Source organism: Candidatus Thiothrix phosphatis (genome assembly GCF_035668035.1).
GTDB classification, from domain to species: Bacteria; Pseudomonadota; Gammaproteobacteria; order Thiotrichales; family Thiotrichaceae; genus Thiothrix; species Thiothrix phosphatis.
Genome location: NZ_JAYMYJ010000142.1, coordinates 1 through 24,705 on the forward strand (window position 1 = coordinate 1; position 24,705 = coordinate 24,705).

Below are 24,705 nucleotides of genomic sequence, written 5' to 3' on the forward strand. Positions count from 1 at the left end.
CGCCATCCAGCAAGGGTTTGACGGCAAACCCTGCAAGTTGGAAAAATTCTGGCCGGTCAGAGACTTTCAGGACATAGTTATCGCCATCCTTGAGCTTGCCGAACTGATAGGAGCGCGCGCTTTTCCCATACGTCAAGGTGACCGTTAGCGCCGGTTTGTCCAGCCCGTAGTCGGGTTTGGCTTCCTTGCCCAACACCTTATCGAAACTGATCGCCGTCAGCTGTGACAACCACTGGTTCACCGCCGCCTGTTTGGGGCGCTTGCCCGCTTCCAGCGCGGATGCCTGCCAATCGACGGTTTTGTCCGCCGCCACAGTCCGGGTCAGTTTCAGGCCGCTGTTGAGGTCAATTGCGGAAACCTCCTTGTCGGCCAGACCCAGGACGGTTTTGTCTTCCCAGCCATCCGGATTGGTGGGCAAATCATATGTGCCAACCGCTGCATCATAGACCGCCTTGTCCTGGCTGATGCGGGCATAGGAGCGGTTCACCCCCGCCCCGTTGCCAAGATACAGGTCGGCCACGACATCATTGCCTTTTTTCAGCAGCACATGGCGCTCAAAGCTCTTGCCGTCCACCTTGAAGCGGGTGAAATCAGCCCCGCTGGCGGCAACCGGCAAACCCCGTTTCAGTCCGTGCAGGGTATCCAGCATTCTGCCAACCTTGGCCTGATCCGCCGGGAAACCGTCAGCTGCGGGCAAGACCCATTTGCCGCCCTGTTTGACGATTTCTGTCGAAGCCTGTCCTGCGTCATTCACCACCAGATGGTCAACCTGCCCAACCTCGAAACTGAGCAGGCTGCTGTTGGCAGGCGTGGCCTCCAGCGAGGAACGCCCCATCAGGCTATAGGCGGAAACGGCCGCCTGCACCGCCAGCACGATGGCAAGGATACGGATTGTCTTATTCATGGCTTATACCTCCGCCAGCACTGTCTGGTAATACGCCTGTGTGCGCTTGCGCGCCATGCGCCGCCACAACCAAACGGCCCCCAGCCCCAGCAAGGCCAGCGCGTAATTCAGGTATTCCCAGAACAGTTGCGCGGAATGGCCCATCGGCGCGAGGGTGCGGGCGAAGCTGGCGCGGCCACGGATACTGAGCAGCCCCTGGTCTTCCAGCGACCAGTCGAGCACATTTTGCAGGAAATCCAGCGGGCGGGTGTATTGCGCGCCCATCCCCTGTGAAGCCAGTTGCAACACATCATCGCTGGCGAAAGCGTTGCTGCTGACCAGGGTGATGCGGGCGGAATCCGGCGAACGGTCAATGATGCTGCTGACCACGGTTTTGTCCGCCAGTTTCGCATCCTTGCCAGCATCCGGGTTGGCAGGGTCGGAAGGCGCATCCTTGGCGGCGTCCTGCGGCTTGTCCTGGCTGTCCGTTTTGTCCGCCGTTTTATCCACCATTTTTTCCAGCAATGGCGACTGCTTGCCCTTGAACCAAGAATCGAAGCGGCCTTCCACCGTAACCCCCAGCAATTCCGGTGCGCGCGCGTCTTCAGGCCGGAAGCCAGTGTCCGGATACTGGCGGTAGTCCGGCAGGATGTTCAACTCGTTCGAAGTCCAACTCTGCGGGGAGGAATGCAGCAGTTCCGTCACCTTGCGGCCTTGGTTTTTGGTTTTGTCCACGTTGATTGGCGAAGCCCAGTTCAGGGTCAATTGATCCAGCGCCGCAGTCACCGGGCTGTCGGCATTCAGGCCCTCCTTGCGGATGTCGGGGAAATGCGGGTAAGGCATCATCCTGATTTCATCGACTGTAATCGGCCCGACCTGGCGGGGAACCGGAACCGGCAACTGCGCATTCTGCGGGTCCAGCACCATGCTGTCGGCCAGCGTCAGGCCATTGGCCTTGAGCCAGTCTTCCAGGCCGGAAGTGTTCTTGTGCGCCTCCAGCGACTGGCCGATGGCGACATCGAATGGCGAAGTCGCCACCACCACGGAGCCGCCTTTCATCAGGAACTGGTCCACCGCGAACAGTTGCTTCTGGTCGAGGTTTTCCGGTGCCAACAGCAGCAGCAGGTCAGCGTCCGCCGGAACCATGCCGGTTTTCAGGTCAGTGTCTTCCAGGCGCACATTGTCTTCCAGCGCCTTGCGCAGCTCTTCGTAGCGTTTGCTGCCCTGCGGGGGCATGTAGGGGTTGCCGCCTGCCGGAGCCGCTGGGGTGACGATCGCCACGGTCTTGAGGAAACCGGGTGCCATGCGTTGCAAACCGGCGTTGATGGCCTGCTTGAGGCTGTTGTTGTCCAACTGTTCAGGTAGGGGAACCTGCACGGTGGAGCCGTTGCCCTCCAGTTGCATGTAGAACCAGAACGGCTTGGGGTCAAACAGGCTGGCGATTTGCGGGCCGTAGCCATAATCATTCTGCAATTTTTTCGCCAGCGCGCCGCCATTGGCGTCAGGGTCTTCAAAGCTGACCTTCAGTTTGCCGTTGGCGGCCTGTTGCATTTCATTCAGGGTGGCTTCCAGCTCCTTGCGCAAATCCGCCAACGCTTTGGGCAATTTGTCGGCGGAGGAAACATAGGCATGGAAGGTGACCGGTTTGTCCAGGCTGGTGAAGGTGTTGCCGCCCGCCTGATAGGCGTTGGCCGTCTTGCGGATCGCGCGGGTGATGGCGTATTCGGGATTTTTCAGCAACACATCCAGGTCGCGTTCGCCGTTGGCCTTGACCTCAATCAGGTCTTCGTAACCCAGAGTCTGGAACTGGTCACCGTAAGACACCAGGATATTGAAGTAGGAATTGACCACGCCGGACTGGTAACGGCTGGCCATGCGGAATGGCACCGGACGGATACCGTATTTTTCAGCGGCTTCCGACTCCAGCGCCTGGTCGGTATGCGGGTCAACAAATTCCACCCGCACCTTGCCGCCACCCGCGACCTGATATTCCTTCAACAAGTCCTTGATCTGGGGAACCAGCGGCTCCAGCAGCGGATGGGTTTTATCCGAAAAATAACCACGGATCAGCAGCGGCTCCTGCAAGCCCGCCATATACTGTTTGGTGGCTGACGACAGCGAATAAATGTGCCCCTGGGTCAGGTCTAGCCGCGCCCAGCCGACGCTTTGCAGCCAGACATTCGCCAGCAACAGGTTGGCGACCGCCAAGCCAACCGCCCAATACCACGTTTTATGGCGGGGAGAAGCCGGATTGCCCGCCCAGCGCAGCCGTTCCAGCGTCAGCAGGTTCAGCGCCAAGAAAACGCCGGTGATCGACAGGTAGTAATACAAGTCGCGGATGTCCAGCACCCCGCGGGTAATGGAGTCAAAGCGTGAACCGCTGCCCAGCAACGCCAGCAAACCGCCCGCCTGTTGCCCGAACAGCGCGGTCAGCAGATTGGAACCCAGCAGATAAAACACGCCGCCGCCCGCCGCCGTCAGGATCAGCGCCACAATCGGGTTGTCGGTGCGGGCGCTCATGTACAGGCCAATGGCGATATACGCAGCCGCCAGGAACAAGCTTGCCAGGTAGCCGCCAAATACCGGCCCCCAATCCAGCGAACCCAGCCGCGCCACCGTCAGCGGCAACGGGAATGTCAGCAGCAACGCCAGCGCCACCAGCGCGAGACTGGCGGCGAATTTGCCCAGCACCAGTTGCAGCGGGCTGACTGGGCTGGTGAGCAAGCTTTCCAGCGTCCCGGCGCGGCGCTCTTCCGACCAACTGCGCATGGTCAGCGCAGCGACCAGGAAAATCAGCAGGATGGGCATCCATTCAAACAGCGGCGTGACATCCGCCAAGTTGCGGGCGAAAAAGGCTTCCGCCCAGAAAAAGATGAACAGGTTGACAGCGAGAAAAGCGCCGAGAAACAGCCACGCCGCAGGCGAAGCAAAAAAGCTGTTGAATTCCTTCCGGAAGACTGACAGCCATGGGGCAGAATGTTTAGCCATGCGCAACCTCCACGCCACCGCTGTTGACCTCGGCGAACACGTTTTCCAGGGTGCGGGATTCCGCTTGCAGGCTGAATAGCTGGTCACCGGCGGCATGCACCGCGGCGGCCACTTGCGGCGCGGTGGCGGGGTCGGCTTCCAGCGTGTAAATGTAGCGTCCGGCGCATGCCTGCTGCGCCTCCACCTTGCCCACGCCAGCCAGCGTATCCAGATAACGTTTGGCCCTGGGATTGTTGAGGGTCAGCAATAAATGTTTGCTTTGCTGTAGCGCATCCAACCGTGAATCCAGCACCAGCTTGCCGGAACGCATGATCAGCACCCGCTCACATACCGCCTGCACCTCTTGCAGGATGTGGGTGGAGAGGATGACCGTGGCGGATAGCGCAAGGTCATGGATCAGGCTGCGCATTTGGTTGATCTGCACCGGATCAAGGCCATTGGTGGGTTCGTCAAGGATGATGATGTCGGGGTTGTGCAGGATGGCTTGGGCGACGCCGACCCGTTGGCGGTAACCGCGCGAGAGGGTCTGGATCAACGCTGTCGCCTTATCCTGCAAAGCGGTGCGGCGGATGGCCCTGGCGACGGCGGTAGTTTGCTGGTCTGGCGTTATGCCGTGCAAACTGGCCTGATACGCCAGGTAATCGATAACGGTCATGTCCATCCACAACGGGCAGTTTTCCGGAAGATAACCGATGCGGCGCTGGATGGCCGCCGTGTCCGCGCCCATCGCCAGTTTGCCGATGGCGATGCCGCCTGCGGTTGGCTCCAGAAAGCCGCTGACCATTTTCATAATGGTGGTCTTGCCTGCCCCGTTGTGTCCCAGTAACCCAACCACCTCGCCGGGCTGGATACTGAACGACACATCATCAACCGCCTTGAATTCGCCGTAATGGCGGCTCAGGTTTGTGACTGTGATCATGTTCTACCCTTGCATGTCTGTTCGAATTATTTACAAGCGCCATGGAAGCAACAGCGGACAGGCAAGCTACGTGGAGGGAAACGTAGCCGCCTGCCTGTCTGCCCTTTCCAAATCAAAGACCAAACGCCGTTGCAGGGGTAATTCTAGGGAAGGGATGGAAGCAGACGCCAGTTACGGATTTTTAATCAGTTGGCAAGGTTCCGGTAAGGCGGCGCAAGCAGGTGGCGAGGTGCCGCCTTACCGGAGGATGGGGAGAAGATCAGGTTCTACTTTTGCAGGCGGGCAAAGGCGGCGGCCAGTGCGTCACCCATGGCCGAATTGGCCGCAGGCGCTTCCCGACCTGCCTTCTTCGCGGGTTTAGGGGCCTCCGCCTTAGGGCTGCGCGGTTCTGGCCTGCCTTGCCGTTTGCGGTTTTCGTGATTGGCAGGCTTTGGCGCGGCGGCTTTCTGGCCGCTGTCATCCAGACGCATGGTCAGGGAGATGCGGCGGCGCTGCACGTCCACTTCCTCCACCCGCACCTTGACCACATCGCCGGTGCGCACCACTTCGCGTGGGTCTTTGATAAATTTGCTGGTCAGCTGCGAGATATGCACCAGGCCGTCCTGATGGACGCCGATGTCAACGAATGCGCCGAAATTGGCCACATTGGTGACCACCCCTTCCAGGATCATGCCGGGTTGCAGGTCTTCCAGTTCGTTGACGCCTTCGCGGAAACTGGCGGTGACAAATTCGGGGCGCGGGTCACGGCCCGGCTTTTCCAGTTCGGCCAGGATGTCGCGGATGGTGGGCAAACCAAACTGTTCAGTGACGTAATCGGCAGGCTTGAGCTGGCCGACAAACTCGCTGTTGCCCACCAGCTCCTGCAAGGGGTGACGGTTGACCGCCGCAATTTGCTCCACCAGGAGGTAGGCTTCCGGATGCACGGCGGAGGCGTCCAGAGGATGTTCGCCATCGCGGATACGCAGGAAACCGGCAGCCTGTTCGAAGGTTTTTTCACCTAGGCGTGAGACTTTTTTCAATTGGTTGCGGTTGCGGAACGGGCCATTGTCATTGCGGAACGCCACGATATTTTCGGCAATCCCCTGGTTCAAACCAGCGACCCGCGCCATCAACGCAGCGGAGGCCATATTGACGTCCACCCCGACGGCATTCACGCAATCCTCCACCACCGCATCCAGGCTGCGCGCCAGTTCCGGCTGGTTCACATCGTGCTGGTACTGGCCAACACCAATGGATTTGGGGTCGATCTTCACCAGTTCCGCCAGTGGGTCTTGCAAGCGGCGGGCGATGGAAACCGCCCCGCGCAGGGAGACATCCAGGCCTGGGAATTCCTTGGCGGCCAGTTCCGATGCGGAATAAACGGAAGCGCCCGCTTCCGACACCACGACCCGTGACAGGTTCAGCTCCGGATGGCGCTTGATCAGGTCGGCGACCAGATGGTCGGTTTCGCGCGAAGCCGTGCCATTGCCGATGCTGACCAATTCGACGGCATGCTTGGCGCACATTTCCGCCAGCACTGCAATCGATTGCTCCCATTGTTTTTTCGGCACATGCGGGTAAATGGTGGCGAAATTCAGCAGTTTGCCGGTGGCGTCCACGACGGCGACTTTTACGCCAGTGCGCAGCCCCGGATCCAGGCCCATGGTGGCGCGTGCGCCCGCCGGGGCGGCCAGCAGCAAGTCCTTGAGGTTGGCGGCGAACACCCGGATCGCTTCAGCTTCCGCCTGTTCGCGCAGGCGCAGGTTGAGGTCGGTGCCCAAACGGCCATGCAGCTTGACTTTCCAGGCCCAGCGCACGGTGTCGAGCAGCCAGCGGTCTGCCGCCCTGCCTTGGTCGCGGATATTGAACGCAGCGGCAATTTTTTCTTCACAAGGGTGGCTCGCGCCTTCAGCGACCGGCACATCCAGCTTAAGGTCCAGGATGCCTTCATTGCGCCCACGGAATAACGCCAGCGCACGGTGGGACGGAATTTCGCCGACCGCTTCGCTGTAAGAAAAATAATCAGCAAACTTTTGCCCTTCCTGTTCTTTGCCCGGAATGACGCCAGATTCAAGGCCGCCCTGCTCCCACAGGTATTCGCGCAATTGCCCGCTAAGTTCGGCGTTTTCGGCGAAATCCTCCATCAGGATTTGCCGCGCGCCATCCAGCACCGCCTTGACATCGGCAAACTCCATGGCGGGGTTCAGGTAGTTTGCGGCCTCCGTTTCCGGGTCCAGGCGCGGATCAGCCAGCAACGCCTCCGCCAGTGGTTGGATGCCAGCTTCGCGGGCAACCATTGCTTTAGTGCGGCGTTTGGGCTTGTAAGGCAGGTAAATGTCTTCAAGTTCAGTGCGGGTCGCCGCTGCCAACACCTGCTGCTCCAATTCCGGACTCAGCTTGCCTTGCTCCCGGATGCTGTTGAGCACGGTTTCGCGGCGTTTTTCCAGTTCACGCAGACTGCCCAGACGCGCTTCAAGGAAACGCAGTTGGGTGTCGTCAAGACCGCCGGTCTTTTCCTTGCGGTAACGGGCGATGAAGGGGACAGTGGAGCCTTCATCCAACAATTCGACAGCAGCAGCCACCTGCTTGTCCTGAACCGCCAACTCGGCGGCAATGCGCGAGAGGATATTTTGCATATAAAACTCATTGTTGTGATCAGGTGGAGGATAATAGCAAAGTCATATATGGCTGCAAAACAAAAGCGATTAATATTATTAATCCATGATTTTGCGAATCTATTAATATTAAATAGATTTTACTAATAAAAACAGTAAATAGTAATATCAGCACCAATATGAAGATCCTCAAGCCGCTTTGGTGATTACTATCACAGCAAATCAATTTGCCTACTGCAATAATACGGCTACAAAGTGTTCAGATAGTCTTCGCAGACAGCTCTCTACAAGAATACTGAATCGACAAAACACAGACGATTGGAGAGAGCCAACCAATCTGAAACGACTAATTCGAAATTATTGATAAAGGCTTATATTGCCTAAATTTTTCTATTTTTTGCAAGGGGTCTATCCATGGATGTACATTTACATCTGGCTGCCATTTCGGATTCCAACATTGAGCAGTTAATTAAAAATCCAACATTGATTTGGACAGTTGTGTTTCCCAGCCAGGGCAATGCGTCAGGCTCCGTAGGCAAACAGGCCGTTGCGCGCAAAACCTTGCATCCTGAACCCATTTATTTGCGGGAGTCGTTGGGGGAATACTGGCACGGCATCCATTACCTCATGTGCGGGGAAGGGTGGAACGGGGCGTTCCCGACTTCTTTCCTGCTTGACGGCGGCAGTTATGTGGGCGATGTGGATCTGGGCTACGGCCCCGCCCGTATTTTTGGTTCCTGCGAAACCCGGAAAATTGCCCAGGACATCAGCCATCACACCTCCGCAGAACTGATGAAACGCTTCGACCCGTTGCAGATGCTGGATGACGACATTTACCCGGAACGGTTATGGGATGAAGATAAAGGCGCATTGAACGCCTGTCTGGAGCGGTTTGCCGCCATGCAGCACTTCCTGCGCCATGCCGCAGAAAACGGCATGGGCCTGACCCTGTACCTGACGAAGGCGTCTGAAACGTAAAACCCCAGTCCGCATACGCGGAGCCGGGGATTACGTCAGATTGAACACGGTCTGTAACAGGCCCTATACGGTTTTTCCGGTAATTATATCCAGCCGGTTATGGGCGTACATATAGTACATCAGCGGAATCAACACCAGTGTCAATACGGTTGACACCAGAATCCCAAAAATCAGGGACACCGCCAAGCCACCGAAAATCGGGTCATCAATAATGAAGAACGCCCCGACCATCGCCGCCAGCGCCGTCAGGGCGATCGGCTTGGCGCGGACAGCGCTGGAATTGATGACGGCGTCCTTCAACGCCATCCCACCCCTCACTTGCTCATTGATGAAATCCACCAACAGGATTGAGTTGCGCACGATGATGCCCGCCAGCGCAATCATGCCGATCATGGAGGTGGCGGTGAATTGCGCCCCCAGCAATGCATGCCCCGGCATGACGCCAATAATGGTCAATGGAATGGGCGACATTATCACCAAAGGGATCATATATGACCTGAATTGCGCCACGATCAGCAGGAAGATCAGGATCATGCCCACACCGTAGGCGATGCCCATGTCGCGGAAGGTTTCGTAGGTCACCTGCCATTCGCCATCCCATTTCATGCCATACAAATAAGGGTCATCCGGTTGGGCGATGAAATGCTGGTTGACCGGATTGCCATAGACAGACAAATCTTGGATGCCGGAGAAAATGCTGAACATCCCGTAGAGCGGGCTATCGGTTTTCCCCGCCATGTCGCCCATGACATACACAACCGGCAGCAAGTCCTTGTGGTAAATGGAGTTTTCCCGTGTGGTTTCCTGCACGTTCACCAGTTCGGACATCGGCACCAGTTCGCCGGACTGGCTGCGTACCCGCAAAGCCAGGACGGAATCCATCTTGTCCTTGAGCGCCACGGGGAATTCCAGCCGGATCGGCACGGCGTACTTGATGCCCTTGCCATGCAGGAACACCACGTCTTCGCCATGCAATGCCGTATCCACCGCCGAGGCGATCGCATCCTGCGACACACCCAGCAGCGCAGCCTTGGAACGGTCGACCTGCACCACCAGCCGCTTTTGTGGGTATTCCACGCTGTCGTCAATGTCCACAATGTCGTCCGTTTTTTCAAATACGCCGCGAATTTGTTTGGCGACCTTAATCTGCCCCGGATAATCCAGCCCGTAGACTTCGGCCACAATCGGCGACATGACCGGCGGGCCAGGGGGAACTTCGACCACCTTGACGCTGCCATTGTATTTTTGGGCAATTTCCTGCAAATGCGGGCGCACGTCCAGCGCAATGGCGTGGCTTTGGCGGTTGCGCTCATGCGCATCAGTCAGGTTGACCTGGATGTCGCCGACATTGGAGCCTTCCCGCAGGTAATACTGGCGCACCAGGCCATTGAAGTTGATTGGCGCCGCTGTCCCGGCGTAAATCTGGTAATCCGTGACATCCTCCACCTTACCAAGATAATCCGCCATCTCATTAAGGATGCGGGATGTCTGCTCCAGGGATGTCCCTTCCGGCATATCCAGCACCACCTGGAATTCCGACTTATTGTCAAACGGCAGCATTTTCAGCACCACCAGTTTGACCACCGCCAGCGAAGCCGACAGGGCAATCAGCAGGGTAATCACCAGGAACAGCGTGGCGCGGCGTTTGCCGCCTTTTTTGTCATCCAGGAAAGGCGACATGATGCGGCTGAAAAAGTTTTTCAGTTTGTTGCTGCCCTCAGCCTCATGCGCATGATGGCTGAAATCGACCCTGGCCAGCATCTTGTTGGTCATCCATGGCGTCACCACGTAGGCGACCGCCAGCGAAATCAGCATCCCCATACTGGCATTGATCGGGATCGGCGACATGTATGGCCCCATCAGGCCGGAGACAAAGGCCATCGGCAGCAAAGCCGCAATCACGGTAAAGGTCGCCAAGATGGTCGGGCCACCCACTTCATCGACCGCCAGCGGGATGACTTCCAGCAACTTTTTTCCGCCCTTCTGCATATGGCGGTGAATGTTTTCCACCACCACGATGGCGTCATCCACCAAGATGCCGATGGAGAAAATCAGGGCGAACAACGACACCCGATTGAGGGTGAAGCCATACGCCCAGGAAGCGAACAGCGTGACCGCCAGGGTGATAATGACCGCAGCGCCGACAATCAATGCCTCCCGCCAACCCAGCGCCAGCCAGATCAACAGGACTACCGCGATGGTTTCAATAATCAGCTTGTGGATCAGTTTTTCGGACTTGGCCTGCGCAGTTTCACCGTAGTTGCGGGTGACCGTAACCTTGACGCCTTCTGGAACAAAGGTGCCGCGCAGTTTTTCAAAACGGTCAATCACATTGTTGGCAATATCAACCGCATTGGTGCCCGGCTGTTTGGCCACCGCAACCGTCACCGCAGGGGCACGGATGCCACTTGCCAAACCCTTATGTCCCGCCGCCACTCCAGAGCCGAAACTGACGTAGGCTTCCGGTGAATCCGCAGAACGCTTCACCTCCGCCACATCCCTAAGGAAAACGGGTTTGCCGTCAAACACACCCACCATCAGGTCGCCCACTTCATCGGCGTCCATCAGGAATGTGCCTGCCTGCACTTGGATTTCCTCATTATGGTTGACCAGGGAAACCGCATCGCGTGCGGAGTTGCTGGCTTGTAGGGCGCTGCGCAAATCAGAAAGCGAGATGCCGTGTCCCGCCAGTTTGTCGGCATCCAGCAGCACATGCACCACCTGTTGCGGCCCGCCAATGGTGTAGATGTCGCGGGTTCCCGGCACCCGCTTGAGCTCGGCCTCAATCGCGTGGGCGACCTGGTTAAGCTCAAACGCGCCCCGTTTCTCATCATCCGTCCACAGCGTCAGCGCCACAATCGGCACATCATCGATGCCCTTTGGCTTGATCAATGGCGTGCCAACCCCCAGGTTTTTCGGCAGCCAGTCCTGATTGGAGGCAATCTTGTTGTACAGGCGCACCAGTGCGGCGGTACGCTCTTCGCCTACCTTGTACTGCACCGTCAGCACCGACATCCCCGGCATTGAAATGGAATAGATATGTTCCAGCCCTTCAATTTCCGACAGCACTTGTTCGGCAGGGGTGCTGACCAGGCTTTCCACCTGTTCAGCGCTCGCGCCCGGAAATGGGATAAAAACGTTGGCGAAGGTCACATTGATCTGCGGGTCTTCTTCTCGCGGCGTCACCATGACGGCGAACAGCCCCAACAGCAGGCCAACCAGCGCCAGCAGCGGTGTGATTTCCGTGGTCAGGAATTTTTTCGCAATTCCGCCGGAAACGCCAAGCTTTGGCTCATTCATCGTGTTTGGCCTCCGCTGTCTGCTGCTTCAGGAAAATGGCCGCCTGCACCGGGTCAAGCGCAATGGTTTCACCCGCATCCAGGCCAGCCAGCACGCTGATGTCCTTATCATCCAGTTTGCGCCCCAGACGGACTTGGCGCAGGGATGGCTGGCCATTGGCGTTGATGACGTAAACACCGATGACCTCACTGCGCACAACCACGGCGCTTTCCGGCACGCTGACCACGCCGTCCTGCTGCCCAATGACGAAGGCGACTTTGACGAACATGCCGGGGAACAGGTCTTTTGCGCCATCGGCCAGGTCAATCCTCACCTTGAACGCATTGGTTTTTGGGTCAGCATAGGGGAAGAACGTCAGGTCTTTGACCGGCAAGGATTTGTTGGAGCCATCTTGGAACACGAACGCCTTCTTTTCCTGGCGGACCTGGGCGATCAGGCGCTGCGGCACTTCCACCACGACCCGTAACTGGTCAAGCGAAATGCCGGTCATGATGGGCGTGCCAGGGTTGACGGCTTCACCCAGTTCCACATGCCGTTTGGTGACAATCCCACCATAAGGTGCGATCAGGGACGTATACCCGAGCTGTTCCCCCGCTTGTGTCACCTGCGCTTTGGCGGCGTCCAGACGCGCCTCAGCGGCTTTCAGGCTTGCCTGGGCGGAATCAAAATCCGCTTTTGGCACCAGTTTCCTGGCGTAAATGTCACTGATGCGCTTGAATTCGGCCTCGGCCTCCTTGTAGCGTGCATCCGCCTCATCCAGCGCTGCCTGCGCCTGTTGGACGCCCGCCTGCTGGCTCTTCGATTTGATGCGGGCGATCACCTTGCCCTTTTCGACGTAATCGTCCACATCGTAGAACAACTGTTCGATGACACCGCTGGTCTGGGCAGAGATGGTGCTTTGGTTGACGGCTTCCACATGACCATCCAGATAATGCATTTCTGGCATGCCGATTGCGCTGGCCTTGGTTGTCTGAAGGCCGGATTTGACCTGCTGCCCGCTTGCAGGCTGCCCTGCCTGTTCCGAGCCGCCACAGGCGACAAGCGTGGACAATCCGACGATCAGTACCCATTGTTGTAGGATTTTCATGGCATACTTACTCTAAATAACACTGGAAATTGACGCATCCTATCAAAGAATATTAGAAAATACTAATATGCAGTCAACTATTAACGTAATAAGGTGCCCCATGAAAAAAACAATCCTGACGCCTGTCGCGCTGCTGGTAAGCTTATTTTTTATTCAAGATGTTTCCGCTGAAATGTACAAGTGGACGGACAAGGACGGTAAAACCCAATACACGCAAACGCCTCCTCCGGCCAACGTCAAAAGCAAGGATATTGAAGACGATATCAAGCTTTCCACCGGCAAACTGGGCGACACCGCCCCAGTTCCAGAAAAGAAACCGGATCAGGATGAAATGGCCGCAGCCAAGGAAGCGGGTGCCAAAAGCGAACAAAAGCACCGTGATTTTTGCGCGCAACAGGCTAAGGTCTTAAAACAAATGACTGCCAACTCCCTGGTCAAATGGAAGGATGCAAAGGGTGAACGCATCCTCACGGCTGATGAAAAAGATGCCAAAATAAAAGAGCTGCAAAACGATCTCGATACGATGTGCCAGCCAAAAATGTTCAGCAGTAAAGACAAGGGCAGTGACAAAACCAGCCAAACAGAACAGGCTTCAGACGCGCGCTTTTCAACGGACAACACTGCACTCAACCAGGGGAGCGACGATGCTACTGGGAAAGATGCCATTACGGATGATGGCAAGGGAAGCAATGATAGCGCAAACGGGGCGGCGGCGCTGGTTCCGTCCACAAATTGACATAGATCATAAAAGAGTAACGCAACCTAGCAACAACCCTTGGAAAACAACCATTTTCCTCTGGAAAGTAAGGTTTGTTTATTAGGGTGCGCTAATTATACTTCACCTTGTATTCCACAGAAAGAAAGCGCTTGACGCAATGCTAGGAGTGAGGGCTGTGGGTATATTCACGTTGTGATAACGTCGCACAAAGAGTTAAGACAGACCGAACCAAGAAAAACTTGACAGGGGAGCCAGAACGCAGGCTCCCCAATTTTTTCGGGTTGTGCATCTTTCGATAAGCTAGAATCTGGCTATGCGAGAGTGACGCCATGACCATCGAAAACGAAGCCGCCCAAATAGAATCAGATACAGACGACGCTAATCCCATGATCATTGTGGGGATCGGTGCTTCCGCCGGAGGGCTGGAGGCATTGCGTTTGTTAGTCCCGAACCTGCCCATTGACAAACGGGTGGTTTATATTCTCGCCCAACATCTTGACCCCAAACGCAGCAGCATGCTGGCTCCCATTTTGGCGCGGGAAACCAAACTGCCGATTCAGGAGTTGGAGCATGAACAGGTGCCAGAGCCGGGCACCTTCTACATTATCCCCCCCGCAATGGATGCCTTCTATGTCAATGGCCGCGTCCATTTGGAAAAGGCCATTGGGATCGGCCCCAAGCCGTCGGTTGACCGTCTGTTCGCTTCACTGGCGGAACATCACGGCAGGCGCTCCATTGGCATTATCTTGTCAGGCACCGGCCTTGATGGCGCGCACGGCATCCGCGCCATCAAGGCCGAGGGCGGCATCACCATTGCACAACTGGAATCCACCGCCCGCTTCGACAGCATGCCGCACGCCGCCATCAGCACCGGGCATGTTGATCTGGCACTGCCCCCTGAAGAGATTGCCCAGCAAATTCACGACTTGTTGGAAGAATCTGCCGGTTCATTCCTATTCGCCCGCAAGCCGGAGCCGAGTGAGGATGACATCCAGGAAATCCTGCGCATGTTGCTGGAACAGACTGGCAGCGATTTCCGCGACTATAAACGCAATACCCTTCTGCGGCGTCTAGAGCGGCGCATGACCCTGCATAAATGCAAGCAACTGGAAGAATACTGCGCCTTCCTGAAACAAAAGCCGGAAGAATTGTATGAGCTGCATAACGACATCCTGATTTCTGTCACCAGTTTCTTCCGCGACTTCGATGTGTTCCAGTCCTTACGCCGGGTGCTGGAAGACATTGTGCCGAAAAACGGCAACGATATTCGTATCTGGGTGGCGGGCTGCGCCACCGGAGAAGAAGCCTATTCCATCGCCATTATGTTGGCGGAATACCTCGGCAACCGGATCGCCCGCTATAAGGTGCAAATTTTCGGCACAGACCTATACGATGGCGTACTGGCCGTCGCCCGGCAGGCGCGTTATTCCAAAGCCTCGGTTTCCGGCATTGACCAACGCATCATCGACAAGTATTTCATTCAGAAAGATGGCGAATACCACCTTACCCAGGCCATCCGCAACATGGTGCTGTTTGCCCGGCACGACCTGGTGCGCGACCCGCCGTTTTCACACCTGAACCTGGTCTCATGCCGCAATGTGCTGATTTACTTCAACCAGACCTTGCAACGCAATGTGCTGGAATCGTTCCATTATGGGTTGGAGGACAGCGGCATCATGTTGCTCGGCAAATCCGAGACGGTCGGCGGCAGCGAGCATCTGTTTGTCGCCGTTGACCGCAAAGCACGTATCTACCGGCGTCGCGGCGATATGAAAGGCCATCTGCCCTATTTGCTGCAAAACCGCCTGCTGCGGGAGCCGCGCAACCATTACAACAACCGCAACCGGGACAAGCCCCGTATCAAATTGCAGGATGTCATCGACAAATTGCTGGTCAGCATTTACCAGCCTTCCTGCATTATGCTGGACGAGCGGCAGGAAATCATCTACGTGCGCGGCAATGTTGACCCATTCCTGGGCTTCTCCGAAGGGCGCACGGTGCTCAATGTGCTGGAGCTGATTCGGCCAGATTTACGTCAAGATTTACGCGGCATGCTCTATAAGGCGCGCCGTAGCGAAGACGTCATCAGTAGCCGCCACATACACTTCACATTGAAAGATGAACCGACGCAATTGATTATGCGCGCCTGTTACTTCCCCGCTGGCAAGCTGACTGAAAATGAAGTCAGCGTTGTCATTTTTGAAACCTTGCCAATCGATGACGACTCCACTGATTCTGAGAATAAATTCATACAAATCAGCGACGCCCCTCGCATCAAGGAACTGGAGGGGGAACTGCGCGAAGTCCGGGAAAGCCTGCAAACCACCATCGAAGAGCTGGAAACCTCCAACGAAGAACTGCAATCCACCTACGAGGAAGCCCAATCCACCAATGAGGAACTGTTCACCTCCAGTGAGGAGTTGCAGACCTCGAATGAGGAACTGCAATCCACCAACGAAGAATTGCGCACAGTCAACCAGGAGTTGAGCGTCAAAAGCAGCGAACTTGAAGCCGCCAACCAGCAGCTCAAGGCCGCCAATGAGCGCCTGCTGCACGAAGTCGAGGAGCGCCGGTGGGTAGAGGAACGGCTGGAAATCGGGCGCGCCAAACTTGACACCATCTTCCGGAGCCAGCCGAACTGGATCAATATCTGCGGCCTGGACGGCTCCATTCTGGAAGTCAATCCGGCTGGCCCCATCATCATGGAAGCGGACAACCCTGAACAGCTGATCGGCCATTCCATGCGGGACTTTGTCTTCCCCGAATACCTGCCGGTCATTGAAGAGTGCATCAACAGCATCAATGCGACAGGCGAACTCCATGCCCGTGAGGTGAAGGTAAAGACATTCAAAGGCAAAGTCCGCTGGCTGGAAATACGCCCGGTGCTGATCCACCTCGACGATGATGAATTGCGCATCATGTCGATCATTGTCGACCACACCGAGCGGAAACTCGCCCAGGATCTTCTGGCCGAACGCCAGCAGGAGCTCGCCCACATCATGCGCCTGAATACGCTCGGGGAAATGGCTTCCGGCATCGCCCACGAACTCAACCAGCCGCTCTCCGCCATCGCCAATTACATCCGTGGCTGTGAGTTGCGCATGCAAAGCGGCGAATGCAGCATGACGGACATTGGCGATGTCATGCAACTGGTGGGCAAACAGGTGCGGCGGGCGGGTGAAATCCTGCGTTACGCCAAGGATTTCACCCGCAAAGACCAGGACATTGAGTGGCGGGAACAGGACATCAACAGCATCGTAGAGGAAACCCTGCACTTGCTGGACACCACTGAGCAATTCAAGCAGGTCAATTTGATCAAGCACCTGAGCCATGAGCTGATATTAGTCAATGTGAACAAAATCCAGATCGAGCAGGTCATCGTAAATATGATCCTGAATGCGTTGGAAAGCATGCAGGAAGCCTCGCCCAACAACCTTGGCTCCCTGCAAATTTGTACTGAAGCTGTCGGCGGGCAGGAAGCACGGGTTTCAGTAATTGACGAAGGTGTTGGATTACCACCGGATTTCGCCCAGAAAATTTTCCGCCCATTTTACACCAGCAAGAAAAACGGCATGGGTATGGGGCTGGCGATCAGCAGTTCCATTATTGAAGTGCATGGTGGTAAGCTTGAAGCCAGCAATAACCAGGACAAGGGCGCAACCTTCAGTTTTACACTGCCAATAAAAGGGAACATGCGGAAATGAATTACCAGCCGACCGTTTTCATTGTTGATGATGACCCAGCCGTGCGTGACTCCTTGCGTTGGCTATTGGAATCCATGCGCCTGAATGTGGCGACCTTTGAGTCTGCGGAAACATTCATCAAGTTCTACACCATGCATATGGTTGGTTGCCTGATTCTGGATGTGCGGATGCCCGGAATGAGCGGCCTGCAATTGCAGCAATACCTGACCAAGCAAAAATATTCCCTGCCGATTATCTTCATTACCGGACACGGCGACATCCCAATGGCAGTGCGGGCGATGCAGGCCGGAGCCATGTATTTCCTGGAAAAGCCGTTCGAGGATCAGGTGCTGCTGGATTATGTGCATGAAGCGCTGGCGCTGGACAACTCCCATCAACAGGCGCGCATCCGGCTGGCGACGATCGAAGCGCGTATCGCCAACTTGACCGAGCGTGAGCGTGAAGTCATGAACCTGGTGATCGACAACCACTCCAACAAAGAAATTGCCGCCAAGTTGGGCGTCAGCATTAAGACCGTTGAATTCCATCGCAGCCACATGATGGAAAAAATGCATGCGACTTCCTTGATTGAACTGGTCAGCATGGCACGGGAAACCGCCCCCTTACAATGACCTGCCCAGTAGGCACACCCCACAACATAAACAGACATATGCGCGCCATACCAGCAATACTGGTACAGCGCACATAATCTGACACTACCACACTCTCACCTTTCTGCGCCTCGCGCGTCTGGTCTGGGTATAATGCAATATGCTTGCCAAAAACCTCATATGCGCCTATATGCCCGTATGGTGTGTGCACCGTAGCTGGCCTACCGACCTACGCCGCCCCATAATGCCCTTATTTGGGGAGTGGATATAATTCATGCCCTGATTTAATTCAGATGGCAAGGCCATGTATAATTCATTAGCAACCCAATAAATCACTGAATTGATTTGTTTTCCAACAATTTTATCAATGTAATGCCATACGGAGAAATATCTTTATTAAACTGCCAGAAGTATTGCTAGCTTGGAATAGCCCTGAATTTATCCAACTGTCGGCAAACGGCGGAAACCACCGTCACCCTGTTGGCCGACTGACGCCTCAAGCCCAGGCCTGCACGAAACGGGGAGCTTCCTGCATGACAAAGCGCTTGAATTCCTGCGCAATCGGCGACAGGCGTTTGCCCTTGCGCATGACGATGTGCCAATAACGGCGAATCGGAAAATGCTCCACATTGAGCGTCGTCAACCGTCCGCTCTCCAGTTCGGGCTGGATGGTGTGCAGGGAAACAATGCCTAACCCCAGGCCTGCCTCCACTGCATGCTTGATGGTTTCGTTGCTGCGCATTTCCAGCGTGGAGCCGCAGGTTTTATTGAAGTTTTGGATATGGCGCTCAATCGCGCTACGGGTGCCGGAGCCTTTTTCGCGGATAATGAAGCGCTCGCTCAACACTTCATCCAGCGTAAGTGTTGCTTGCTGCCGGGCAAACGGATGATCAGGTGCCGCGATCATCACCAACGGGTTCTCCATCAGGCGCTCGGATTGCAGGTTGTAGCCCTTGGGCGGCTCGCCCATGATCACCATGTCAGGCTCGTGATTTTCGAGCTGATCCAGCAACATATGGCGGTTGGTCACATCCAGGGTGACATTGATGCCTTCATGCAGGCGTGAAAACTCAGCCAATAACTGGGTAACAAAATAATTCGCCGTGGTGGCGACCGACACGATCAGATGCCCCCCCTTGACGCCCTTGCGTTCCTCCATCGCCACCAACAGATCGTTATACGCCTGCAACACCTGGCTGGCGTGATGCAACAGGTCATGCCCGGTCTGGGTCAGGCACATGCGCTTGCCTTGCCGCTCAAACAGCGCCAACCCGCTGTCTTCCTCCAACTGCTTGATCTGCATGGAAACGGCGGGCTGCGTCATGTGCAGCTTTTCTGCCGCCCGGGTGTAGCTTTGGTGCTGGGCGACAGCTTCAAATATCCGTATCTGGCGTAACGACAGGTGCATTATGACTCCTCAAAACATCAGCTTTACTTATTTTTAACGTGTTAACTATTGAGTTTCAATTATACATACAGTTTGCCATACTAAATCCATCAACTATTCGAGTTGTTTAAACAAAAACCTTTCAATCAACCTCGTTGGAGGCGCTTCATGGCAGTTAGAAATTACAGTGCGGGTGTCAAGGAATACCGCGAAACCTACTGGATGCCGGATTATACCCCGAAAGACACCGACATCCTGGCATGCTTCAAAGTCACCCCGCAGCCCGGCGTGCCGCGTGAAGAAGTGGCGGCGGCAGTCGCTGCGGAATCTTCCACCGGCACCTGGACTACCGTATGGACTGACCTGCTGACCGACCTGGACTATTACAAGGGCCGTGCCTACGCGATTGAAGACGTGCCAGGCGATGACACCTGTTTTTACGCCTTCGTGGCTTACCCAATTGATTTGTTTGAGGAAGGCTCTGTCGTTAACGTCATGACCTCGCTGGTCGGCAACGTGTTCGGCTTCAAGGCCTTGCGGGCGCTGCGCCTGGAAGACGTGCGCTTCCCAATCGCCTACGTCATGACCTGCAACGGGCCGCCACAAGGCATCCAAGTGGAACGCGACATCCTCAATAAATATGGCCGTCCGCTGCTGGGTTGCACCATCAAGCCGAAGCTGGGGCTATCCGCCAAGAACTATGGCCGCGCCTGTTACGAAGGTTTGCGTGGCGGCCTGGATTTCACCAAGGATGACGAAAACGTCAACTCGCAGCCTTTCATGCGCTGGAGACACCGTTTCGACTTCGTTATGGAAGCGATCCACAAAGCGGAAGCCGAAACCGGCGAACGCAAGGGCCATTACCTGAACGTAACGGCACCGACCGCCGATGAAATGATGCGCCGTGCCGAATACGCCAAGGAAATCGGCGCGCCGATCATCATGCACGACTACATCACCGGCGGTTGGGCGGCCAACACCCAGCTGGCGCAGTGGTGCCAAAACAACGGCATGCTGCTGCACATCCATCGCGCGATGCATGCCGTGCTCGACCGCAACCCGCACCACGGCATCCATTTCCGGGTGCTGACCAAGATCCTGCGCCTGTCCGGCGGTGACCACCTGCACTCCGGCACCGTGGTCGGCAAGCTGGAAGGCGACCGTGAGGCCACCCTGGGCTGGATCGACATTATGCGCGACAGCTTCATCAAGGAAGACCGTTCCCGTGGCATCTTCTTCGACCAGGACTGGGGCTCCATGCCGGGCGTGTTGCCGGTGGCATCCGGTGGCATCCATGTCTGGCACATGCCTGCGCTGGTCACCATTTTCGGGGATGATTCCGTCCTGCAATTCGGTGGCGGCACCCTCGGCCACCCCTGGGGCAACGCCGCTGGCGCCGCCGCCAACCGGGTCGCGGTTGAGGCTTGCGTTGAAGCGCGCAACCAGGGTCGGCAGTTGGAAAAAGAAGGCAAGGACATCCTCACCACCGCCGCCCGGCACAGCCCGGAACTGGCCGCCGCCATGGACACCTGGAAAGAAATCAAGTTTGAATTCGACACCGTCGACAAGCTGGACATTGCCCACAAGTAACCTGAACTTATCTGGAGTACATCACAATGAGTGGTATGCAAGACTACAAATCAAGCCTGAGCGATACCGGCAGCCGCAAGTTTGAAACCTTTTCCTACCTGCCGCCGATGACGGATGGACAAATCCGCCAGCAAATCCAGTACATCGTCAACAAAGGCTGGAACCCCGGCATCGAACACACCGAGCCTGAAAATGCCTTTGGCCATTACTGGTACATGTGGAAACTGCCGATGTTTGGCGAAACCAATGTTGACGCCATTCTGGACGAAGTGGAAAGCTGCCGCAAAGCGCACCCGAACAACCACATCCGTTTGCTGGGTTTCGACAACTACGCCCAATCCGCCGGTGCGGCCATGGTCATCCATCGCGGCAAGCCCGTCTAAAACATCCAAAACCGCACAACGCTGCGCCGCACGATCCGGCGCAGCGTCACCACCAACAACAGGATATTTTCATGGCCAGCAGACCCGACCGCTACGTAGGCATCGATAACGATATCAACGGCGGCATGACCACCATCGGCAAGATCATCCGCGACGCCTGGGTGTTCAGGCTGATTCCTGAGACGGAAACCTGCAAAAACTGGAATCTGGCCGGGATTGACTCGCTATTGCAGAAAGTCAACGCCGAGTGGGACAAATATGGCTGCTTGGTCAGCCACCTGCCGCCTGAACTGGCCGCCCGCCACAGACAGATTCACGACCCCGCCATTGCCCAGGCACGCGTAGCCGGTTGGTCGGGTGAACACGAAACCGACTACGAAGAATAACCCTTGCAGAATAAGAGGCCATCTTATGTCCGATTACACTGTTGACCCAACCCAGTATTTCGTCAGAAGGCAACCCTACTACGAAGCAGTAGGCGATGAAATCGTGCTCTACGAAGCTGCCTACAGCGCGCGTATGCCGATGATGCTGAAAGGCCCGACTGGTTGCGGCAAATCACGTTTTGTTGAATATATGGCCTGGCGATTGGAACGTCCGCTGATTACGGTTGCGTGTAACGAAGACATGACCGCCTCCGATCTGGTAGGCCGTTTCCTGCTCGACAAGGACGGCACCAAATGGCAGGACGGCCCGCTGGCGACCGCAGCCCGGATCGGTGCGATCTGCTATCTGGACGAAGTGGTGGAAGCCCGCCAGGACACCACCGTTGTCATCCACCCACTGACCGACCACCGCCGTGCTTTGCCGCTGGACAAAAAGGGGGAACTGATCGAAGCGCACCCCGATTTCCAACTGGTCATTTCCTACAACCCCGGCTACCAAAGCCTGATGAAGGATCTGAAGCAGTCCACCAAGCAACGTTTTGGCGCACTCGATTTCGACTATCCGGCAGAAAGCATTGAGGTCGCGATTGTTGCCAAGGAATCCGGTGTGGATGAAAAGACCGCAGGCAAACTGGTGCAGATTGCCCACCGCGCCCGCAACCTGAAAGGCCACGGTCTGGACGAAGGCATTTCCACCCGTCTGCTGGTATACGCTGGGCAATTGATTGTGAAAGGCATTTCCCCACAGGCGGCGTGCACCATGACCATGGTGACGCCACTGACCGACGACCCGGATATGCGCGATACGCTGAACGCAGCCGTACAAACCTTCTTCGGGTAAGAAAAGGCGGCAGCTCATGACGATTCAACTGGAAGATTATCAATCGTTTCTGGAGAAACTTTCCCCCGATGCCCGCGAAATCCTGGAGAGTTCCTGGCAGGAAGCCTCACGGGTGATGTCGCCCGCTGGTTTGCAGGATTATCTGGATGGTGCGCAAGGCCTGCATAAACTGGGGCGTGGCAAAGATCTGGTGATGACTTACTTGCAGGAGATGCCGCTGGTCGCCAAGGAATGTGGCGAAGACATTATTCCCGATGTTGTGACCGCCGCCATGAAACTGTCTTCGATGGTGTCCGGCGAAGTCATTACCCTGATGCTGGGCAGCCTGCCGACGGCTTCGCGGCATTTGGGCGATGCGGAGCTGGTGCGTGGTTACCTGACCTTTATTCACCAATTATCGTCGACGGCTGCGCGTGGTTTGCGCCCGATGCTTAACCACATGGACGATTTGCTCTCCAAGCTGACCCTGAGTGGCCTGCGCCGTTGGGCAAACTTTGGCGCACAGGCTTACCGGCGTGATTTCAACAATTTGGTTGCGTATTTCAATCTGGAATCGGCGGATAGCAAGGCAACCCTGCAAAAAGAACGGCGTGGCGTGCTGTTCGTCAAGACACAGCGCAAACTGAATTTCTACCTGCGCGCCTTGTGGGGACGTGATTTTTTCCTGCGTCCTACGGGGGCGGATTACACCGATTTTCGCCCGTATATCGAGCACCGGATATTCCACCTGCCGGATGCGGTGGATGACATAAGCGATATTCCAGGGCTGGAACTGTATCGCGCCACTGCCGCGCACATGGCTTCGCATCTGATGTACGCCAAGGCCGCGCTTTCCGCCGAGCAACTCAGCCCGGCGCAGATGTTTTTCATCGGCTTTCTGGAAGATGCGCGGGTGGAATACAAGGCTGTGCAGGCTTTTCCTGGCCTGAAAACCCTGTGGATACGGCTACTTACCGCGGACTATGAAGGCAAGGTCGAACATCCGACCATGGCGATTCTGGAGCAGGTGGCGTTGATGTTGCTGGATGCCTCCGTGCATGCGGATGATGAGGAACTCAACCGTTTCGCCGCCAGTTTTCATGCCAATATCAACGCGCGACAGGATGACCAGCACTATTCCTGGCTGATGGGAATGGAGCTTTACAATATCTTCGCTGCCCGTCGGGAAGTGCCGAGCCTACGCATTCTGGAGCGTATCCGTATTCCGTACCGCGATGACAACCGCTTTGTGTGGGAGTTCGAGGAACTGACCTGGGATGTCGGCTTTGAATACGTCCCAGCCAGCCAGCGGCAGGTACGCAAGCAGGTCAGCGTGATTGAAATGGCCAACGAAGTCGATTGCGAACTGGCGGGCGATGATGCGCAGGAAATCTGGACGTGTTCCACCGAAATGTTCCCTTACGAGGACGATCTGGAAAATACGGAAAGTTTCAATGATATGTGGGGCAAGGAGCCGGTTTCTGACCCATTTCATTACCACGAATGGGATTACCAGATTCAGCTGCATCGCCCCGATTGGGTGACGCTGTATGAACGTCGGCAGAAAAAAGGCGACCCGGATGACATCCGCGCCATTGTCGATGCTTACCGCCCGGTTGCACACCGTATCAGGCAGATTATCGACCTGTTGACGCCGGAAGGTGTGCAGCGTCAGCGGGGGCTGGAAGACGGCGACGAAATCGACATCAATGCGGCGGTCGATGCGATGATTGCCATTCGTATGGGGGAGCAGCCAAGCCCGCGTATCACCATGCGTAACGTGCTAAAAAGCCGCGATCTGGCGGTCGTGGTGTTGCTGGATTTGTCCGAATCCACCAATGAACCGATGAAGGGTTCCGATAAAAGTGTGCTGCAACTGACCCGCGAGGCTTCCACGCTGGTGGCGACGGCCATTGAAGGCATCGGCGACCCTTACGCGATTCACGGCTTTGCCTCCGACGGGCGTCATGATGTGCAGTATTACCGCCTGAAGGACTTTAACCAGCATTTTGATGATGAAGCCAAATCGCGATTGGCAGGAATGAAGGGGGGCTTATCCACCCGCATGGGCGCGGCATTGCGTCATGCCGGACACCACCTGCACAAGCAGCCGGAACGCCGTAAACTGATTTTGCTGGTAACAGATGGCGAGCCTGCCGACATTGACGAGCGCGATCCGCAGCACCTGCGTTTCGACACCAAAAAGGCGGTGGAAGAACTGTATACCACGGGTGTGCTGACTTACTGCCTCACCCTTGATCCGTATGCAGATGATTATGTAAAGCGGATTTTCGGGCAGAACAACTACACGGTTATTGACCATGTGGATCGTTTGCCGGAACAGTTGCCACTGCTGTTTGCTAGTCTGACAAGGTAAA

At 56.2% G+C, this 24,705-nt stretch carries 16 protein-coding genes; 9 read left to right on the forward strand and 7 right to left on the reverse strand.

Features of this window, described 5'->3' with window-relative positions; genetic code table 11:
* The 4 genes from VSS37_RS16860 to VSS37_RS16875 form a co-directional block, all read right to left on the reverse strand.
* Positions 1-904: DUF4340 domain-containing protein (locus VSS37_RS16860; protein ID WP_324697081.1), on the reverse strand; the 904-nt coding region annotated here is incomplete at its 3' end.
* 3 nt (positions 905-907) lie between these two features.
* A complete protein-coding gene (locus VSS37_RS16865; RefSeq protein ID WP_324697082.1) occupies positions 908-3,871 on the reverse strand; it encodes a Gldg family protein in 2,964 nt (987 codons plus the stop codon).
* Positions 3,864-4,790: an ABC transporter ATP-binding protein gene (locus VSS37_RS16870; protein WP_324697083.1), complete on the reverse strand. Its 927-nt coding sequence runs from the start codon at positions 4,788-4,790 to the stop codon at positions 3,864-3,866. The genes VSS37_RS16865 and VSS37_RS16870 overlap by 8 nt, the downstream gene beginning before the upstream one ends.
* A gap of 266 nt (positions 4,791-5,056) precedes the next feature.
* Positions 5,057-7,405 (reverse strand): Tex family protein, encoded by a 2,349-nt coding sequence (locus VSS37_RS16875; protein ID WP_324697085.1) that lies wholly within the window; start codon positions 7,403-7,405, stop codon positions 5,057-5,059.
* Between the two features lie 393 nt (positions 7,406-7,798).
* Here VSS37_RS16875 and VSS37_RS16880 point away from each other — a divergent pair, with 393 nt between their 5' ends.
* Complete coding sequence (locus tag VSS37_RS16880; RefSeq protein WP_324697087.1) at positions 7,799-8,362, forward strand: YfbM family protein; 564 nt, start codon at positions 7,799-7,801, stop codon at positions 8,360-8,362.
* A 63-nt stretch (positions 8,363-8,425) separates the two neighbouring features.
* Here VSS37_RS16880 and VSS37_RS16885 read toward each other — a convergent pair whose 3' ends face one another.
* On the reverse strand, positions 8,426-11,662 hold the full coding sequence (locus VSS37_RS16885; protein ID WP_324697089.1) for an efflux RND transporter permease subunit: 3,237 nt from the start codon (positions 11,660-11,662) through the stop codon (positions 8,426-8,428).
* Positions 11,655-12,749 carry an efflux RND transporter periplasmic adaptor subunit gene (locus VSS37_RS16890; RefSeq protein WP_324697090.1) on the reverse strand — a complete coding sequence of 365 codons (1,095 nt, stop codon included), beginning with the start codon at positions 12,747-12,749 and terminating at the stop codon, positions 11,655-11,657. The genes VSS37_RS16885 and VSS37_RS16890 overlap by 8 nt, the downstream gene beginning before the upstream one ends.
* A 100-nt stretch (positions 12,750-12,849) precedes the next feature.
* Between VSS37_RS16890 and VSS37_RS16895 the strand changes: the two genes are divergently transcribed.
* From VSS37_RS16895 to VSS37_RS16905, 3 genes are all read left to right on the forward strand, one after another.
* Positions 12,850-13,485 (forward strand): DUF4124 domain-containing protein, encoded by a 636-nt coding sequence (locus VSS37_RS16895; RefSeq protein WP_324697092.1) that lies wholly within the window; start codon positions 12,850-12,852, stop codon positions 13,483-13,485.
* A gap of 311 nt (positions 13,486-13,796) precedes the next feature.
* On the forward strand, positions 13,797-17,171 hold the full coding sequence (locus VSS37_RS16900; protein ID WP_324697093.1) for a chemotaxis protein CheB: 3,375 nt from the start codon (positions 13,797-13,799) through the stop codon (positions 17,169-17,171).
* A complete protein-coding gene (locus tag VSS37_RS16905) occupies positions 17,168-17,782 on the forward strand; it encodes a response regulator transcription factor (protein WP_324697095.1) in 615 nt (204 codons plus the stop codon). The genes VSS37_RS16900 and VSS37_RS16905 overlap by 4 nt, the downstream gene beginning before the upstream one ends.
* Positions 17,783-18,257: 475 nt before the next feature.
* Here VSS37_RS16905 and VSS37_RS16910 read toward each other — a convergent pair whose 3' ends face one another.
* Positions 18,258-19,169, reverse strand: coding sequence for a LysR family transcriptional regulator (locus tag VSS37_RS16910; RefSeq protein ID WP_324697097.1), 912 nt, complete (start codon positions 19,167-19,169; stop codon positions 18,258-18,260).
* A gap of 147 nt (positions 19,170-19,316) precedes the next feature.
* Here VSS37_RS16910 and VSS37_RS16915 point away from each other — a divergent pair, with 147 nt between their 5' ends.
* From VSS37_RS16915 to VSS37_RS16935, 5 genes are all read left to right on the forward strand, one after another.
* Complete coding sequence (locus VSS37_RS16915; protein WP_324697099.1) at positions 19,317-20,738, forward strand: form I ribulose bisphosphate carboxylase large subunit; 1,422 nt, start codon at positions 19,317-19,319, stop codon at positions 20,736-20,738.
* Between the two features lie 26 nt (positions 20,739-20,764).
* Positions 20,765-21,121 carry a ribulose bisphosphate carboxylase small subunit gene (locus VSS37_RS16920; protein ID WP_324697101.1) on the forward strand — a complete coding sequence of 119 codons (357 nt, stop codon included), beginning with the start codon at positions 20,765-20,767 and terminating at the stop codon, positions 21,119-21,121.
* Between the two features lie 71 nt (positions 21,122-21,192).
* Positions 21,193-21,507, forward strand: a complete 315-nt coding sequence (locus VSS37_RS16925; protein WP_324697103.1) for a hypothetical protein — start codon at positions 21,193-21,195, stop codon at positions 21,505-21,507.
* Positions 21,508-21,532: 25 nt separating this feature from the next.
* Entirely contained in the window at positions 21,533-22,348 is an 816-nt protein-coding gene (locus VSS37_RS16930) for a CbbQ/NirQ/NorQ/GpvN family protein (RefSeq protein ID WP_324697105.1), read from the forward strand.
* Between the two features lie 16 nt (positions 22,349-22,364).
* Positions 22,365-24,704, forward strand: a complete 2,340-nt coding sequence (locus VSS37_RS16935; protein WP_324697107.1) for a nitric oxide reductase activation protein NorD — start codon at positions 22,365-22,367, stop codon at positions 24,702-24,704.
* Position 24,705 lies beyond the last annotated feature (1 nt).

Coding starts and splice junctions, on each gene's coding strand:
- VSS37_RS16865 (WP_324697082.1), bottom strand. CDS start 3,871: ATGGCTAAACATTCTGCCCCATGGCTGTCAGTCTTCCGGAAGGAATTC.
- VSS37_RS16870 (WP_324697083.1), bottom strand. CDS start 4,790: ATGATCACAGTCACAAACCTGAGCCGCCATTACGGCGAATTCAAGGCG.
- VSS37_RS16875 (WP_324697085.1), bottom strand. CDS start 7,405: ATGCAAAATATCCTCTCGCGCATTGCCGCCGAGTTGGCGGTTCAGGAC.
- VSS37_RS16880 (WP_324697087.1), top strand. CDS start 7,799: ATGGATGTACATTTACATCTGGCTGCCATTTCGGATTCCAACATTGAG.
- VSS37_RS16885 (WP_324697089.1), bottom strand. CDS start 11,662: ATGAATGAGCCAAAGCTTGGCGTTTCCGGCGGAATTGCGAAAAAATTC.
- VSS37_RS16890 (WP_324697090.1), bottom strand. CDS start 12,749: ATGAAAATCCTACAACAATGGGTACTGATCGTCGGATTGTCCACGCTT.
- VSS37_RS16895 (WP_324697092.1), top strand. CDS start 12,850: ATGAAAAAAACAATCCTGACGCCTGTCGCGCTGCTGGTAAGCTTATTT.
- VSS37_RS16900 (WP_324697093.1), top strand. CDS start 13,797: ATGACCATCGAAAACGAAGCCGCCCAAATAGAATCAGATACAGACGAC.
- VSS37_RS16905 (WP_324697095.1), top strand. CDS start 17,168: ATGAATTACCAGCCGACCGTTTTCATTGTTGATGATGACCCAGCCGTG.
- VSS37_RS16910 (WP_324697097.1), bottom strand. CDS start 19,169: ATGCACCTGTCGTTACGCCAGATACGGATATTTGAAGCTGTCGCCCAG.
- VSS37_RS16915 (WP_324697099.1), top strand. CDS start 19,317: ATGGCAGTTAGAAATTACAGTGCGGGTGTCAAGGAATACCGCGAAACC.
- VSS37_RS16920 (WP_324697101.1), top strand. CDS start 20,765: ATGAGTGGTATGCAAGACTACAAATCAAGCCTGAGCGATACCGGCAGC.
- VSS37_RS16925 (WP_324697103.1), top strand. CDS start 21,193: ATGGCCAGCAGACCCGACCGCTACGTAGGCATCGATAACGATATCAAC.
- VSS37_RS16930 (WP_324697105.1), top strand. CDS start 21,533: ATGTCCGATTACACTGTTGACCCAACCCAGTATTTCGTCAGAAGGCAA.
- VSS37_RS16935 (WP_324697107.1), top strand. CDS start 22,365: ATGACGATTCAACTGGAAGATTATCAATCGTTTCTGGAGAAACTTTCC.